The sequence below is a fragment of the Acidiferrobacteraceae bacterium genome (genome assembly GCA_037388825.1).
In the GTDB taxonomy this organism is placed as follows: Bacteria; Pseudomonadota; Gammaproteobacteria; order Acidiferrobacterales; family JAJDNE01; genus JARRJV01.
Window position 1 is genome coordinate 1 of sequence record JARRJV010000038.1, and the last position, 15,408, is coordinate 15,408.

General features: G+C 61.5%; 13 protein-coding genes and 1 tRNA gene. All 14 read right to left on the bottom strand.

Annotated features, from left to right (window positions below; genetic code table 11):
- A partial coding sequence (locus P8X48_08360) for a GTP-binding protein (GenBank protein ID MEJ2107328.1) occupies positions 1-105 on the bottom strand: 105 nt, incomplete at its 3' end.
- Between the two features lie 25 nt (positions 106-130).
- On the bottom strand, positions 131-2,230 hold the full coding sequence (fusA, locus tag P8X48_08365) for an elongation factor G (protein ID MEJ2107329.1): 2,100 nt from the start codon (positions 2,228-2,230) through the stop codon (positions 131-133).
- 21 nt (positions 2,231-2,251) lie between these two features.
- Positions 2,252-2,722: a 30S ribosomal protein S7 gene (rpsG, locus tag P8X48_08370; protein MEJ2107330.1), complete on the bottom strand. Its 471-nt coding sequence runs from the start codon at positions 2,720-2,722 to the stop codon at positions 2,252-2,254.
- 74 nt (positions 2,723-2,796) lie between these two features.
- Positions 2,797-3,171, bottom strand: coding sequence for a 30S ribosomal protein S12 (gene rpsL / locus P8X48_08375; GenBank protein MEJ2107331.1), 375 nt, complete (start codon positions 3,169-3,171; stop codon positions 2,797-2,799).
- Between the two features lie 141 nt (positions 3,172-3,312).
- On the bottom strand, positions 3,313-7,527 hold the full coding sequence (gene rpoC / locus P8X48_08380) for a DNA-directed RNA polymerase subunit beta' (GenBank protein MEJ2107332.1): 4,215 nt from the start codon (positions 7,525-7,527) through the stop codon (positions 3,313-3,315).
- 88 nt (positions 7,528-7,615) lie between these two features.
- Positions 7,616-11,698 (bottom strand): DNA-directed RNA polymerase subunit beta, encoded by a 4,083-nt coding sequence (gene rpoB, locus P8X48_08385; protein ID MEJ2107333.1) that lies wholly within the window; start codon positions 11,696-11,698, stop codon positions 7,616-7,618.
- A gap of 180 nt (positions 11,699-11,878) precedes the next feature.
- The gene (gene rplL, locus P8X48_08390) at positions 11,879-12,262 is read right to left on the bottom strand and encodes a 50S ribosomal protein L7/L12 (GenBank protein MEJ2107334.1); all 384 of its coding nucleotides are present in this window, start codon (positions 12,260-12,262) and stop codon (positions 11,879-11,881) included.
- Between the two features lie 35 nt (positions 12,263-12,297).
- Positions 12,298-12,819 carry a 50S ribosomal protein L10 gene (rplJ, locus tag P8X48_08395; GenBank protein MEJ2107335.1) on the bottom strand — a complete coding sequence of 174 codons (522 nt, stop codon included), beginning with the start codon at positions 12,817-12,819 and terminating at the stop codon, positions 12,298-12,300.
- A gap of 202 nt (positions 12,820-13,021) precedes the next feature.
- Complete coding sequence (rplA, locus tag P8X48_08400) at positions 13,022-13,711, bottom strand: 50S ribosomal protein L1 (protein MEJ2107336.1); 690 nt, start codon at positions 13,709-13,711, stop codon at positions 13,022-13,024.
- Position 13,712: 1 nt separating this feature from the next.
- The gene (rplK, locus tag P8X48_08405; GenBank protein ID MEJ2107337.1) at positions 13,713-14,144 is read right to left on the bottom strand and encodes a 50S ribosomal protein L11; all 432 of its coding nucleotides are present in this window, start codon (positions 14,142-14,144) and stop codon (positions 13,713-13,715) included.
- Between the two features lie 77 nt (positions 14,145-14,221).
- Positions 14,222-14,755 (bottom strand): transcription termination/antitermination protein NusG, encoded by a 534-nt coding sequence (gene nusG, locus P8X48_08410; protein ID MEJ2107338.1) that lies wholly within the window; start codon positions 14,753-14,755, stop codon positions 14,222-14,224.
- A gap of 1 nt (position 14,756) precedes the next feature.
- On the bottom strand, positions 14,757-15,107 hold the full coding sequence (secE, locus tag P8X48_08415) for a preprotein translocase subunit SecE (GenBank protein ID MEJ2107339.1): 351 nt from the start codon (positions 15,105-15,107) through the stop codon (positions 14,757-14,759).
- Between the two features lie 28 nt (positions 15,108-15,135).
- Positions 15,136-15,211: transfer RNA gene (locus P8X48_08420), tRNA-Trp, on the bottom strand.
- Positions 15,212-15,292: 81 nt separating this feature from the next.
- Positions 15,293-15,408, bottom strand: a 116-nt coding sequence (locus P8X48_08425) for a hypothetical protein (GenBank protein ID MEJ2107340.1), incomplete at its 5' end; no start/stop codon positions are given.

The following is a 15,408-nucleotide window of genomic DNA, read 5'->3' on the forward strand; positions in this document are numbered from 1 at the left end:
CACCACGGTCAGGGCCGCGGTCAGCGTGGTCTTGCCGTGGTCGACGTGGCCGATGGTTCCGACGTTGACGTGGGGTTTACTACGTTCAAATTTTTCCTTGGACATCTTGGGTGCCTCGTCGCAGTTGTCTTCAGCTCGCCTTCTTGATCACGGCCTCGGCCACGTTACTCGGGGCCGGAGCATACTTCTTGAATTCCATGGTGTAATTGGCGCGGCCCTGCGTCGCGGAACGCAGCGAAGTCGCGTAACCGAACATCTCGGCCAGGGGGACCTCGGCGCGGACGATCTTGCCCGCCGGGGCGTCTTCCATTCCCTGGATCATGCCGCGACGGGAACTCAGGTCGCCGTTCACGGGGCCCATGTACTCCTCCGGCGTTACCACTTCCACCGCCATGATGGGTTCCAGCACCACCGGATCGGCGTTGCGCGCACCCTCGCGGAAGCACATGGAGGCGGCCATCTTGAACGAGTTCTCCGACGAGTCGACCTCGTGGTAGGAACCGTCATACAGGGTGACCTTCACGTCCACGACCGGGTAGCCGGCCTGGATGCCGCGCTCCAGGGCCTCTTCCACGCCCTTGTTTACCGCGGGGATGTACTCGCGCGGGACCACGCCGCCCTTGATCTCGTCCACGAACTCGAAGCCGCTACCGGGCTCCAGGGGCTCGAGGCGCAGGTAGACGTGGCCGTACTGGCCGCGACCACCGGACTGCTTGGCGTACTTGTATTCCTGTTCGATCGGCTTGCGAATGGTTTCACGGTAGGCCACCTGCGGCGCACCGACATTGGCCTCGACGCCGAACTCACGCTTCATGCGGTCGATGATGATGTCCAGGTGCAGCTCGCCCATGCCGGAGATAATGGTCTGGCCGGATTCCTCGTCGGTGCGGACGCGGAAGGAAGGATCTTCCTGGGCCAGACGCCCGAGGGCGATACCCATCTTTTCCTGGTCCGCCTTGGTCTTGGGCTCCACGGCCTGGGAAATCACGGGCTCGGGGAATTCCATACGCTCGAGCACGATGACGTTGTTCGGATCACACAGGGTGTCACCCGTGGTGATGTCCTTGAGGCCAACGGCGGCGGCGATATCGCCTGCCAGTACTTCCTTGATCTCTTCGCGGCTGTTGGCATGCATCTGCAGCAGACGGCCGATGCGCTCTTTCTTCTGGCGCACGGAGTTGTACACGGTGTCACCGGAATTCAGAACACCGGAATAGACACGGAAGAAGACCAACTGGCCCACGAACGGGTCGGTCGCGATCTTGAATGCCAGGGCGGCAAACGGTTCCTTGTCGTCTGAATGACGCTCGGCCTCGCTCTCGGCGGCATCGTCCAGATGGCCCTTGATCGAAGGCACGTCTACGGGGGCCGGCATGAAATCGACAATCGCGTCCAGCATCGCCTGCACGCCCTTGTTCTTGAACGCGGAACCACACAGCACCGGGACGATTTCATTCGCCAGGGTACGAGCACGCAGGCCCTTCTTGATGTCCTCAGGCGGCAGATCGCCGGCTTCGAGATACTTGTCCATCAGCTCCTCGGACGACTCGGCGGCGGCCTCGAGCATCTGCTCACGCAGTTCGGCGGCCTTGTCCTGAAGCTCGGCCGGGATGTCTTCCTCACGGAAGGTGGTACCCATGTCGTCCTCGTTCCAGTAGATGGCCTTCATCTTGATGAGGTCGACCACACCCTTGAACTGGTCTTCGGCACCAATATTCAGCTGCAGGGGAACCGGATTGGCGCCCAGGCGGGTCTTGACCTGTTCGACCACGCGCAGAAAGTCGGCGCCGGCACGGTCCATCTTGTTGACGAAGGCCATGCGTGGGACATGATATTTATTGGCCTGGCGCCACACGGTCTCGGACTGGGGCTCCACGCCGCCGACGGCGCAGAATACGGCACAGGCACCGTCGAGCACGCGCAGGGAACGCTCCACCTCAATGGTGAAGTCCACGTGCCCGGGCGTATCAATAATATTGATACGGTACTCGGGGTACTGCTGCTCCATGCCCTTCCAGAAACAGGTGGTGGCGGCGGAGGTAATGGTGATGCCGCGCTCCTGCTCCTGCTCCATCCAGTCCATAACGGCCGCACCGTCGTGCACCTCGCCGATCTTGTGCGAGACGCCGGTGTAGAACAGCACGCGTTCGGTGGTCGTCGTCTTACCGGCATCGATGTGGGCCATGATGCCGATGGTGCGATACCGCTCAATAGGAGTTTTCCGTGCCACGGTGTTTCCCTCGTCAGCCGCTTACCAGCGGTAGTGGGCGAAAGCCCTGTTTGCTTCCGCCATACGATGTGTATCTTCGCGCTTCTTGTACGCGGTGCCGCGGCGATCGGCCGCGTCCATCAATTCGTCCGCCAGCTTCACACCCATGGACTTTCCGCCACGGGCGCGCGCCGCTTCCACGATCCAGCGCATGGCCAGAGCCATTTGCCGGCTCGAACGCACCTCGACCGGAACCTGGTAGGTGGCGCCACCCACGCGGCGGCTCTTGACCTCCACGTCGGGCTTGACGTTGTCCAGGGCATCCTGAAAAAAGGAAACCGGATCCTTCTTCGTACGCTCGGCAATCGTGTCCAGGGCACCGTAAACGATGCGCTCGGCAACGGATTTCTTGCCGCTGTGCATGATCACGTTGATGAACTTCGCCAGCACCTGGTTCCCGTATTTCGGGTCCGGCAGGACCTGGCGTTTCGGTACTTCTCTTCGTCTCGGCATCGCGTTAGCTACCTGGCTCTAAAGACCAAAAACGCCGCACGGACAGGCGCGGCGATACTTCAATTCGTCAAAAATCAGGACTTGGGACGCTTCGCCCCGTACTTGGACCGGCCCTGACGGCGATCTGATACACCGGCTGTGTCCAGGGTGCCGCGCACCGTGTGGTAACGCACACCCGGCAAGTCCTTCACACGTCCGCCGCGGATCAGCACGACGGAGTGTTCCTGGAGGTTGTGCCCTTCGCCACCGATGTAACTGCTTACCTCGTAGCCATTGGTCAGGCGCACACGGGCGACCTTGCGCAGGGCCGAATTCGGCTTTTTCGGGGTCGTGGTATACACGCGCGTGCACACGCCCCGCTTCTGCGGACTCGCCTCCAGTGCCGGAACAGTGGACTTTTTTGTCCCTTTTTTCCGGGATTTACGGACCAATTGGTTAATCGTCGGCATCTATCACTCCAGCCCAAAAAAACAAACGACAGGCCGGGATGGGTCCGGCCTGTCATTCAAGGTGGGGCGCGATTCTAGGCACACGCCCCTAGTGTGTCAAGCCGATTTCGCCCCTAAACCGGGGGCAAAACCGGCCCTTTTTCAGCTCGCCGCGGCCTCGTCGTCCTCGCCCGTGGCACCCGCCGTCATTCCGGTCAGGGAGCGCTCCAGGGCAAGCTCCTCTTCCCGGCTTTCGACGCGCTGGCGGCGTCGCTCGTGGTGGTACGCCAGGCCGGTTCCGGCCGGGATCAGGCGACCCACGATGACGTTTTCCTTCAGGCCGCGCAGCTTGTCCCGCTTGCCGTTGATGGAGGCTTCGGTCAGCACACGGGTGGTCTCCTGGAAGGAGGCGGCGGAAATGAACGATTCCGTGGACAGGGAGGCCTTGGTGATGCCCAGCAGCATGGGCTCCCAGGTCGCCGGCTGCTTGCCTGCGGCCACCACTTCCTCGTTTTCGTCCAGCAGAATAGAGCGTTCCGCCTGTTCTCCCGGCAGGAAGCTGGTATCGCCCGGATCCAGCACATTCACCTTGCGCAGCATCTGGCGAATAATGACCTCGATGTGCTTATCGTTGATCCTCACGCCCTGCAGGCGGTACACGTCCTGCACCCCGTCCACGATATAGTTAGTCAGGGCCTCGGTACCCAGCAGGCGAAGGATGTCCACCGCCACCGGGGAACCATCGACGATCACGTCGCCCTGCTCCACGGTCTCACCCTCGAATACGGTGATATGGCGCCCCTTGGCGATCAGGTACTCGTGGGGCTCACCGTCCCGGTCAGTGATGATCAGGCGCTGCTTGCCCTTGGTCTCCTTGCCGAATGAGACCACACCCGAGACCTCGGCCAGAATGGCCGCGTCCTTGGGCTTGCGTGCCTCGAACAGTTCCGCCACGCGGGGCAGACCACCCGTGATGTCACGGGTCTTGGACGATTCCTGTGGAATACGGGCCAGCACCGCGCCGACGGTCACCTTGACGCCGTCGTCCACGGTGATGATGGCGCCAGGCGGCAGCGTGTAACGTGCCGGCATGTCCGTGCCAGCAATCATCACCGGCTCGCCCTTTTCATCCACCAGGGAAATCATTGGACGCAATTCCTTGCCGCCGCGTGCATGCTTGGGATCCAGCACCACGTAGGTGGACAGACCCGTGATCTCGTCGGTCTGGCGGTTCACGCTGGCGCCATCGATCAGGTCGGTGAAGGCAACCTTACCCGCCACCTCGGTGACGATCGGATGGGTATGGGGGTCCCAATTGGCCACAATGGCACCCGCCTTGACCCGGTCGCCATCGGCGACGGTCATGACAGCACCATAGGGCATCTTGTAGCGCTCGCGGTCGCGACCATGGTCGTCCTGCACGATCAGCTCGCCGGAACGCGACACCGCGACCCAGTTGCCTTCGGCATTCTGCACCGTCTTGATGTTGCGCATGCGCGCCACACCGCTGGTCTTGACCTCGATCTTGCTGACCGCGGCGGCACGGGAGGCGGCGCCGCCGATGTGGAAGGTCCGCATGGTCAGCTGGGTGCCGGGCTCGCCGATACTCTGGGCGGCGATCACGCCGACCGCCTCGCCCTGGTTCACCAGGTGACCGCGGGCCAGATCGCGACCGTAGCACTTGGCGCACACGCCGTAGCGGGTTTCGCAGGTTACGGGGGAACGGACCAGTACCTGGTCGATGTTCTTGTCCTCGAGCAGGCGCACCAGATTCTCGTCCAGCATGGTGCCGTCCTGGACCAGCACCTGGGAATCGTCTGCCGGATCGTTGATGTCGCCGATGACGACGCGGCCGAGGATACGGTCGCGCAGCGGCACCACCACTTCGCCACCCTCGACCAGGGCCGAACGGGTCACACCCCACTCGGTACCACAGTCATCCTCGGTCACGACCAGGTCCTGACAGACATCCACCAGGCGGCGGGTCAGGTAGCCGGAGTTGGCGGTCTTTAGCGCGGTATCAGCCAGACCCTTGCGCGCGCCGTGGGTGGAGATGAAGTACTCCAGCACCGTGAGGCCTTCGCGGAAGTTGGCCATGATCGGCGACTCGATGATGGAGCCATCCGGCTTGGCCATGAGGCCGCGCATGCCGGCGAGCTGACGAATCTGGGCCGCGCTACCACGGGCGCCGGAATCGGCCATCATGAAGATGGAATTGAAGGAGTCCTGCTTGACCGCATTACCTTCGCGATCGGTGACCTCCTCGGATCCCAGCATCTCCATCATGGACTTGGCTACCTTGTCGGAGGTGTGTGTCCAGATGTCGACGACCTTGTTGTAGCGCTCCCCGTCGGTCAGTAGACCGGAGGCGTGCTGTTTCTGGATGCTCTTCACCTGATCCTCGGCATCGCCCAGGATAGCCACCTTTTCCGCCGGCGTGATCATGTCGTCCACACCGATGGAGACCCCGGCGCGCGCGGCATAGCCAAAGCCCGTATACATCAACTGGTCGGCGAAGATTACGGTCGCCTTCAGGCCGACGCGGCGATAACAGATATTGATGAGCTCGGAGATGTCCTTCTTCTTGAGAGGCTTGTTCAGCAGCTCTTCGAACGGCAGACCCTCCGGAAGCAGCTCCGACAATAGTGCGCGACCAACCGTCGTGTCGTAGACACGGGTGTGGCCGACCAGCTCGCCGGAGTCGTCCAGCTCGACCGTGGGGATACGCACCTTGACCTTGGCATGCAGGGACACGGACTTCGTGTTGTACGCACGATGTACTTCGGCGACATCGGCGAAGAAGCGACCCTCGCCCTTGTCATTGATGCGCTCACGCGTCATGTAGTACAGGCCGAGAACGATGTCCTGCGACGGCACGATGATGGGATCACCATTGGCCGGTGACAGCACGTTGTTGGTCGACATCATCAGGGCGCGGGCTTCCAGCTGTGCCTCGGTGGACAATGGGATGTGCACCGCCATCTGGTCGCCATCGAAGTCCGCGTTGTAGGCGGCGCAAACCAGCGGATGCAGCTGGATGGCCTTGCCTTCGATCAGCACAGGCTCAAAGGCCTGGATGCCCAGGCGATGCAGGGTTGGGGCACGGTTCAGCAGCACCGGGTGCTCGCGGATAACCTCTTCCAGGATGTCCCATACCTCAGGGCTGGCCTGTTCCACCATCTTTTTCGCAGCCTTGATGGTGGTGGCGAGGCCACGGGCCTCCAGTTTGCCGAAGATGAAGGGCTTGAACAGTTCCAGCGCCATCTTTTTGGGCAGACCGCACTGGTGCAGCTTGAGCGCCGGACCGACCACGATCACGGAACGGCCGGAATAATCCACGCGCTTGCCCAGCAGGTTCTGGCGGAAGCGGCCCTGCTTGCCCTTGATCATGTCGGCCAGGGACTTCAGCTGGCGCTTGTTTGCGCCGGTAATGGCCTTGCCGCGACGACCGTTGTCGAGCAGCGCGTCCACCGCTTCCTGAAGCATACGTTTCTCGTTGCGCACGATGATATCGGGCGCATTCAGGTCCAGCAGGCGCTTCAGGCGGTTGTTTCGGTTGATGACCCGGCGGTACAGATCGTTCAGGTCGGAAGTGGCGAACCGTCCACCGTCCAGCGGCACCAGCGGACGCAGCTCGGGCGGCAGTACCGGCAGGATCTCCAGCACCATCCATTCCGGCCGGTTCCCCGACTGCAGGAAGGCCTCGATTACCTTCAGCCGCTTGGTCAGCTTCTTGATCTTGGTCTCGGATTTGGTCGCGCCCAGTTCCTCACGAAGCGTTGTTCGCACTTCTTCCAGGTTGAGCCGGCGCAACAGGTCACGTACGGCCTCGGCACCCATGCGGGCGTCGAACTCATCGCCATACTCCTCGATGGCATTGAGGTAGGCCTCTTCGTTGAGCAGCATGCCGCGTTCCATGGGCGTCATGCCGGGATCAACCACGACATAGGCCTCGAAATAGAGCACCCGCTCAATGTCGCGCAGGGTCATGTCCAGCGCCAGGCCCATGCGCGAGGGCAGGGATTTCAGGAACCAGATGTGCGCCACCGGGCTCGCCAGCTCGATGTGGCCCATGCGCTCGCGGCGTACCTTGGACAGAGTGACTTCCACGCCGCATTTCTCGCAGATGACGCCGCGGTGCTTGAGACGCTTGTACTTGCCGCACAGGCACTCGTAGTCCTTGGTCGGCCCAAAGATCTTGGCACAGAACAGCCCGTCGCGTTCCGGCTTGAAAGTGCGGTAATTGATGGTCTCCGGCTTCTTGACCTCACCGAACGACCACGACCGGATCTTCTCCGGCGACGCGAGGCCGATGTGAATTACGTCAAAGTCGTCTGACCTTCCGGCTTGTTTGAAAAGATTAAAGAGATCTTTCAAAGCCCTGTCTCCTGCTGTGCAGTTTTAAACGTTTCGGGTCAGGCAACTGCCCGCCCGCTGGTGCATTGCCGATTGCTCGACGCCGCGCCTATTCCTGTTCCAGTTCGATATCGATACCGAGAGAACGAATTTCCTTCACCAACACATTGAAGGACTCCGGCATACCGGCCTCCATGCGGTGATCATTCTTGACGATATTCTCGAACATCTTCGTACGCCCCTGGACGTCATCCGATTTCACGGTGAGCATTTCCTGCAGGGTGTAGGACGCGCCATAGGCCTCCAGCGCCCAGACCTCCATCTCACCAAAGCGCTGTCCGCCGAACTGCGCCTTGCCGCCCAGCGGCTGCTGGGTTACCAGGCTGTACGGGCCGGTGGAACGCGCGTGCATCTTGTCGTCCACCAGGTGGTTCAGCTTGAGGATGTACATGTAGCCGACCGTAACCGGGCGATCGAAGGCATCACCCGTGCGACCGTCATACAGCGTGGTCTGGCCCGAGCGCGGCAGACCGGCCAGTTCGAGCAGATCCTTGATCTCCTCTTCGGACGCACCGTCGAAGACCGGCGTTGCCATAGGTACACCCAGGCGCAGGTTGTTCGCGAGGTTCAATACCTCGCCGTCCTCCAGGGACTTGATGTCTTCCTTGCGGGTGCCGCCACCGTTATAGACCTTGTCCAGGTACTTGCGTACTGCGTCGGCATTGGCTTCCTGGCGCAGCATTTCCTCGATTTGCGTGCCCAGGCGGCTTGCCGCCCAGCCCAGGTGGGTCTCCAGCACCTGACCCACGTTCATACGCGACGGCACACCCAGGGGATTCAACACGATTTCCACCGGCTGTCCGTCGGCCATGTAGGGCATGTCTTCCACCGGGACGATGCGCGAGATCACGCCCTTGTTCCCGTGGCGGCCGGCCATCTTGTCACCCGGCTGCAGGCGGCGCTTCACCGCCACGTGCACCTTGACCATCTTCAGCACGCCGGGGGCGAGATCGTCGCCCGAGGTGATCTTGGCCTTCTTTTCGGTGAACTTGGTATCGAAGAATTCCCGGTGACGCGCCAGCTGCTGTTTCAGCTGTTCCATGGTCTGGCTGGCGTCCTCGTTGCGCAGGCGGATGTCCCACCAGTTGTCGCGCTCCAGTTCGGCCAGATAGGTCTTGGTGACCTTGTCGTCCTTCTTCAGGCCGGCGGGGCCGCCATCGACAGTCTTGCCGGTCAACAGGCGTTCCAGACGCGCGTACAGATCGTCTTCGACGATGCGGAACTGGTCGTTCAGATCTTTCTGCACCCGCTCGAGTTCCGACTGCTCGATGGACTTGGCACGCGCGTCCTTCTCCACCCCGTCGCGGGTAAAGACCTGCACGTCGATGACCGTGCCGCTCATGCCTGAGGGCAGGCGCAGGGAGGTGTCCTTCACGTCGGACGCCTTCTCACCGAAGATGGCGCGCAGCAGTTTTTCTTCCGGGGTCAGCTGGGTTTCGCCCTTGGGCGTGACCTTGCCCACCAGGATATCGCCGGCGTTCACCTCGGCACCGATGTAGACAATGCCGGACTCGTCCAGCTTGCCCAGGGCGGCCTCGCCCACATTGGGAATATCGCGGGTGATCTCCTCGGAACCCAGCTTGGTGTCGCGGGCGACCGTGGACAACTCCTCGATATGGATGGTCGTGAACTTGTCCTGTTCGACCACGCGCTCCGAGATGAGGATGGAATCCTCGAAGTTGTAGCCGTTCCAGGGCATGAACGCGACCAGGATGTTGCGACCCAGGGCCAGTTCGCCGTGGTCCGTGCTCGGACCGTCGGCCAGTACGTCGCCCTTGGCAACCACGTCACCCACCTTCACCAGGGGCTTCTGGTTGATGTTGGTGTTCTGATTGGATCGCTGGTACTTGATCAGGTTGTAAATGTCGACACCGGCCTCACTGCCGGCAGCCTCATCGTCATTGGCACGCACCACCACCCGGCTGGCATCCACCGAATCCACGGTGCCACCGCGTCGCGCGACCACGGCCACGCCGGAATCCACGCACACGATACGCTCCAGGCCGGTACCCACCAGGGGCTTCTCGGTGCGCAGGGTCGGCACCGCCTGGCGCTGCATGTTGGAACCCATGAGCGCACGGTTGGCGTCATCGTGTTCCAGGAACGGAATCAGGCTGGCCGCGACGGAAACGATCTGCGCCGGCGCCACGTCAATGTAATCCACCTGGTCCGGCGTGGACATGGTGAATTCGTTCTTGTGGCGGCAGGAGACCAGGTCCTCGACCAGGGCACCCTTATCGTCCACCGTAGCGTTCGCCTGGGCGATGACAAACTTGCCTTCCTCGATCGCGGACAGGAAATCAATCTGGTCGGTCACCTTGCCGTCGACCACCTTGCGGTAAGGCGTTTCCAGGAAGCCGTACTCGTTCGCCCGCGCGTACACGGCAAGCGAATTGATCAGGCCGATGTTCGGACCTTCCGGGGTCTCGATCGGGCACACGCGGCCGTAATGAGTCGGGTGCACGTCGCGCACCTCGAAGCCGGCACGCTCACGGGTCAGGCCGCCCGGGCCCAGGGCCGAGACACGACGCTTGTGCGTGACCTCGGACAGGGGGTTGGTCTGATCCATGAACTGCGACAGCTGGGAGGAACCAAAGAATTCCTTCACCACGGCTGACACGGGCTTGGCATTAATCAGTTCCTGGGGCATCAGACCCTCGGACTCGGCCAGGGTCAGGCGCTCGCGCACAGCGCGCTCCACACGCACCAGGCCGATACGGAACTGGTTCTCTGCCAGTTCGCCGACGGAACGGACACGTCGGTTGCCCAGGTGGTCGATGTCGTCGACCTCGCCCTTGCCGTTCTTGAGCTCGATCAGGACCTTCATGACGTCGACGATGTCTTCCTTGCTCAGGATGCCCGGGCCTTCGTCGGTCTCACGGTTCAGGCGGCGGTTGAACTTCATGCGCCCCACGGCCGACAGGTCGTAGCGATCCGGCGTGAAGAACAGGTTGTTGAACAGGGTCTGGGCCGCATCCTTGGTCGGTGGCTCGCCCGGGCGCATCATGCGATAGATCTCGATCTGCGCCTCCAGCGGGCTGGAAGAGGGATCCAGGCGCAAGGTCTCGGACACGAACGGACCGCAATCCAGGTCATTGGTATAGATGGCCTGTACTTCCTTGATTCCGGCCTCCAGCAGGCGGTCCAGCATTTCCTCGGTGACCACGTCATTGGCCTGGGCCAGGATCTCGCCGCTATCGGTATCGATGACATCGTGGGCCAGGGATCGTCCCAGGAGGAACTGGCGCGGTACGGCCAGCTGCTTCATACGGGATTTCTCCAGCTCGCGTACGTGACGCGCTGTAACGCGACGGCCGGCCTCGACAATGACCTCGCCCTTGGGCGTGGCAATGTCGAAATCGAACTGCTGGCCCCGGAAACGGGCCGGTATCAGTTCCACCTTCACCTCGTCCTTGCCGAAATGGAAGGTGTCGCGGTCGAAGAACGTATCCAGGACCTCCTCGGCACTCATGCCCAGGGCACGCAACAGGATGGTCGCCGGCAGCTTGCGGCGGCGGTCTATTCGTACGTACAGGAAATCCTTCGGATCGAACTCGAAATCCAGCCAGGAACCGCGGTACGGGATCACGCGGGCCGAAAACAGCAGCTTGCCCGAGGAATGGGTCTTGCCGCTGTCGTGTTCGAAAAACACACCAGGTGAACGGTGCAGCTGGGAGACGATGACGCGCTCGGTGCCATTGATAATAAAGGTACCGTTCTCGGTCATGAGCGGAATTTCGCCCATGTAGACTTCCTGCTCGCGGATATCGCGCACGGTCTTTGAGCCGGTGGACTCATCCTTGTCGAATACCACCAGGCGCACCAGTACGCGCAGCGGCGCGGCGAAGATCAGGCCGCGCTGCTGGCATTCCTTCACGTCAAAGGCGGGCTCACCGAGGCGATAGCTGACGAATTCCAGAGCGGCATTGCCGTTGTAGGACTCGATGGGAAATACAGACTTGAACGCCGCCTGCAGGCCCTGATCGATGCGCTGGTCCGGCGGCACGTCCGCCTGCAGGAACTGCGCATAGGAATCCATCTGGATTGCCAGAAGATAGGGCACGCGCAACACGCTGGGGCGTTTGCCAAAACTCTTGCGGATTCGCTGCTTCTCGGTGAATGAGTAGGCCATGCTTTCCCTCGACTCTCAGCTCAAATCGGAAACGCTGCCGGCGTGCCCGTCAGGGCGAACCGCCGGTAGCGACAAGCGGGTCAAGGCCGGCGGGATTTCCGCCAGCCCTGACCCTGTAATTCGGTGACCGCCCATAGCACGCGGCGGTCACAAGAGGTTTTACCCGGAACGGGCAAGGTCTTACTTCAGATCGACCTTGGCGCCGGCCTCTTCCAACTGCTTCTTCATGTTTTCCGCTTCGTCCTTGGCCACAGCTTCCTTCACGGTAGCAGGGGCGGACTCCACCAGGTCCTTGGCCTCTTTCAGGCCGAGGCTGGTGACGGCGCGGACGGCCTTGATGACGGCAACCTTGTTGCCGCCGGTTTCGGCCAGAACTACGTCGAACTCGGTCTTTTCCTCGGCAGCGCCGGCAGCCTCACCGCCCGCGGCGGGCGCGGCAACGGCAACCGCGGCGGCGGCGGCGGAAACACCAAACTTCTCTTCCATGTCCTTGATGAGCTCGGACAACTCCAGCACGGACATGTTGCCAATGGATTCCAGAATGTCTTCTTTCGATACAGCCATGGGATTACTCCTGTCGATATTCGTTGTCAGTCGGTTCAGGCGGCCTTGCTGTCACGCACTGCAGCCAGCGTACGCACGAACGCGGACGGAACCTCGTTCAGTGTGCGCACAAACTTGGCGACTGGCGCCTGCATGGTGCCAACCAGAGTGGCAAGCAGCTCTTCCCGCGACGGCAGTTTGGCCAGGGCCTGCACTTCCGCCAGGGAAATGACCTTTCCGCCCATCGCGCCGGCCTTGATCACCAGTTTGTCGTTGTCTTTGGCAAACTGGCTCAACACCTTTGCGACCGCCACTGGATCCGTACTCGCCGCAAACGCAAGCGGACCCACCAACTGGTCCTGCAGGCAGGCGAAGTCGGAACCGTCAACCGCGCGCCGGGCAAGAGTATTCTTCACAACCCGGAAGAACACGCCTGCTTCGCGCGCCTGCTTGCGCAGCTCGGTCATCTGCGCCACGGTCAGACCGCGATATTCGGCCAGAATCGCTGCCTGGGCATCCGTAATTGCACCGGACACTTCGGAAACGACGGCCTTCTTTTGCTCCAGATTCAGACTCATTGTTGAGTCACCTCCGTCTTAGTGAATAAGACGATGACCGATTGCAGCATTCTCGACAGCGAGAATTCCGGTTCGGGTACATCGCCTGCGCAGGTTGGCCATTCATCGGCCCATTAAGTCACAAGACACCTGCGGTCTTTGACAATCCTTTCCGTTTGCAATGAATCACTGCGCCCGGAAAGGCCCAAAGTCTTTCAAACCACTACAGCGTAGCGGTATCCACCAGCACCCCCGGTCCCATGGTCGTGGACAGGGTCAGGCGCTTGATATACGTACCCTTGGCGGCCGACGGCTTGGACTTGTTCACCGCCGCCATCAGGGCCTCAAGATTTTCCTTCAGCGCATCGGCATCAAAAGAAGCCTTGCCGATGGAGCAGTGCACGATGCCGGCCTTGTCGATGCGGTACTGCACCTGACCGGCCTTGGCGTTTTGCACCGCCTTTTCCACGTCGGCTGTGACCGTACCCACCTTGGGATTCGGCATCAGACCGCGCGGACCCAGGATCTGACCCAGCTGGCCCACCAGACGCATGGCATCGGGGGTCGCGATCACGGTATCGAAATCCATCTGCCCGGCCTTCACCTGCTCGGCCAGATCGTCCATACCAACGATATCGGCGCCGGCGGCCTTGGCGGCCTCGGCCTTGTCACCGTCGGCAAATACGGCCACGCGCACCGTCTTGCCAGTGCCACGCGGAAGTACGGTGGAACCACGGACATTTTGGTCCGACTTGCGCGCGTCCACGCCCAGATTCACGGCCACGTCCACGGACTCGTCGAACTTGGCGCGGCTGGATTCCTTTACCAGTGTCAGGGCCTCATCCAGACCGTAGGCCTTGCCACGCTCAATCTTTTCGTAGGCGCCCTTGAGGCGTTTTCCAATCTTCGCCATCTCAGTTGCCCTCCACTTCCAGACCCATGCTGCGCGCACTGCCGGCAATAATCTTGACGGCGGCGTCCAGGTTGGCCGCGTTGAGGTCCGCCATCTTCGTGTTGGCGATCTCCTCGAGTTGCGCGCGTGTCACTTTGCCCACCTTGTCGCGGTTCGGTACTGCCGAACCCGAAGTAATGCCTGCCGCCTTCTTCAGCAGAATGCTGGCCGGCGGGGTTTTGGTGATGTAGGTGAAGCTCTTGTCGCTGAAAACGGTAATGACCACCGGAATCGGCATACCCTTTTCCATGCTCTGGGTAGCGGCATTGAACGCCTTGCAGAATTCCATGATGTTCACGCCGTGCTGACCCAGCGCAGGGCCCACGGGTGGACTCGGGTTCGCCTCGCCTGCAGGGACCTGCAGCTTGATGTAGGCGTCAATCTTCTTTGCCATCGTTGCTCTCCTTCGGGTGCAAACGCCTCGCGGCTCCCCGATTCGTCTTGCTCAAGCAGCGGCTTCGCCGCCGCCCATCAACTCTTTTCGACCTGGCTGAAATCCAGCTCGACCGGTGTCATGCGTCCAAAGATGGAAACCGACACGCGCAATTTGCTCTTTTCGTAATTGACGTCTTCCACCGTGCCGTTGAAATCGGCAAAGGGGCCGTCGATTACACGCACCAACTCGCCGGGCTCAAACGAGAACCGCGGCTTGGGTTTCTCCACGCCCTCCTGCACCTGCTGCAGGATGCCCTGGGCCTCTTCATCCGTGATCGGCGTCGGCTTGTTGCTGGTGCCACCGATAAAGCCCGTCACCTTGGGTACGCTTTTCACCAGGTGCCAGGTCTCGTCATCCATTTCCATCTTCACCAGCACGTAGCCGGGGAAGAACTTGCGCTGGGTCGTGCGCTTCTGGCCGCCCCTCATCTCCACGACCTCTTCCATGGGCACCAGGATCTCGCCGAACTTGTCGTCCATCCCGGCGTTGTGCACATGCTCCTTCAGCGAGCGCGCAACCTGCTTCTCGAAACCCGAGAATGCGTGTACTACATACCAACGCATCGTCATGTCAGGACCTCGGCCCCACCAGGGCCGTCAAGATCTGGGACAATCCCCAGTCCACAAGCCAGAGAAACAGCGCTATCAATATGACGATCGCGATCACGGCCAGGGTCGCCTGAAACGTCTCCTTGCGCGATGGCCAGACGACCTTGCGCAATTCGGTCCGCGCACCCTTGCCAAATTCCCACGCCGCCCGGCCCTGGGCCGACTGCAGGGCAATCACCGCCGCAACCACACCGGCACCCAATACCGTCGACACACGCACCAGGTCCGGCTGGGCATCCAGATAGTAGAAACCGTAGATGCCGGCCCCGAGGACCAGCACCGCCAAAACCAGTTTTATCCTGTCCGCGTTCAAGCCTGAATCCCGTGTATGCCAGCGTGTCTGGCAGGCCAGGAGGGAATCGAACCCCCAACCTGCGGTTTTGGAGACCGCCGCTCTGCCAATTGAGCTACTGGCCTAGACTCCGTGAGTTCGTCAGATGCCAAGGGCGCGAGACCGGTGTCCCGGCTCACGCCCCGCTATCAGGCGATCTCTATCCGTTACTCAATAATCTTCGCCACCACCCCGGCGCCGACGGTACGACCGCCTTCGCGGATCGCGAAGCGCAGGCCTTCGTCCATGGCGATGGGGGCGATGAGGGCGACCGTCATCTTCA

Excerpts from the sequence above, each read along its gene's own strand:
- rpoB (MEJ2107333.1), bottom strand. The coding sequence starts at position 11,698 with ATGGCCTACTCATTCACCGAGAAGCAGCGAATCCGCAAGAGTTTTGGC.
- rplA (MEJ2107336.1), bottom strand. The coding sequence starts at position 13,711 with ATGGCGAAGATTGGAAAACGCCTCAAGGGCGCCTACGAAAAGATTGAG.
- rplK (MEJ2107337.1), bottom strand. The coding sequence starts at position 14,144 with ATGGCAAAGAAGATTGACGCCTACATCAAGCTGCAGGTCCCTGCAGGC.
- rpsL (MEJ2107331.1), bottom strand. The coding sequence starts at position 3,171 with ATGCCGACGATTAACCAATTGGTCCGTAAATCCCGGAAAAAAGGGACA.
- rplL (MEJ2107334.1), bottom strand. The coding sequence starts at position 12,262 with ATGGCTGTATCGAAAGAAGACATTCTGGAATCCATTGGCAACATGTCC.
- nusG (MEJ2107338.1), bottom strand. The coding sequence starts at position 14,755 with ATGACGATGCGTTGGTATGTAGTACACGCATTCTCGGGTTTCGAGAAG.
- rplJ (MEJ2107335.1), bottom strand. The coding sequence starts at position 12,819 with ATGAGTCTGAATCTGGAGCAAAAGAAGGCCGTCGTTTCCGAAGTGTCC.
- rpsG (MEJ2107330.1), bottom strand. The coding sequence starts at position 2,722 with ATGCCGAGACGAAGAGAAGTACCGAAACGCCAGGTCCTGCCGGACCCG.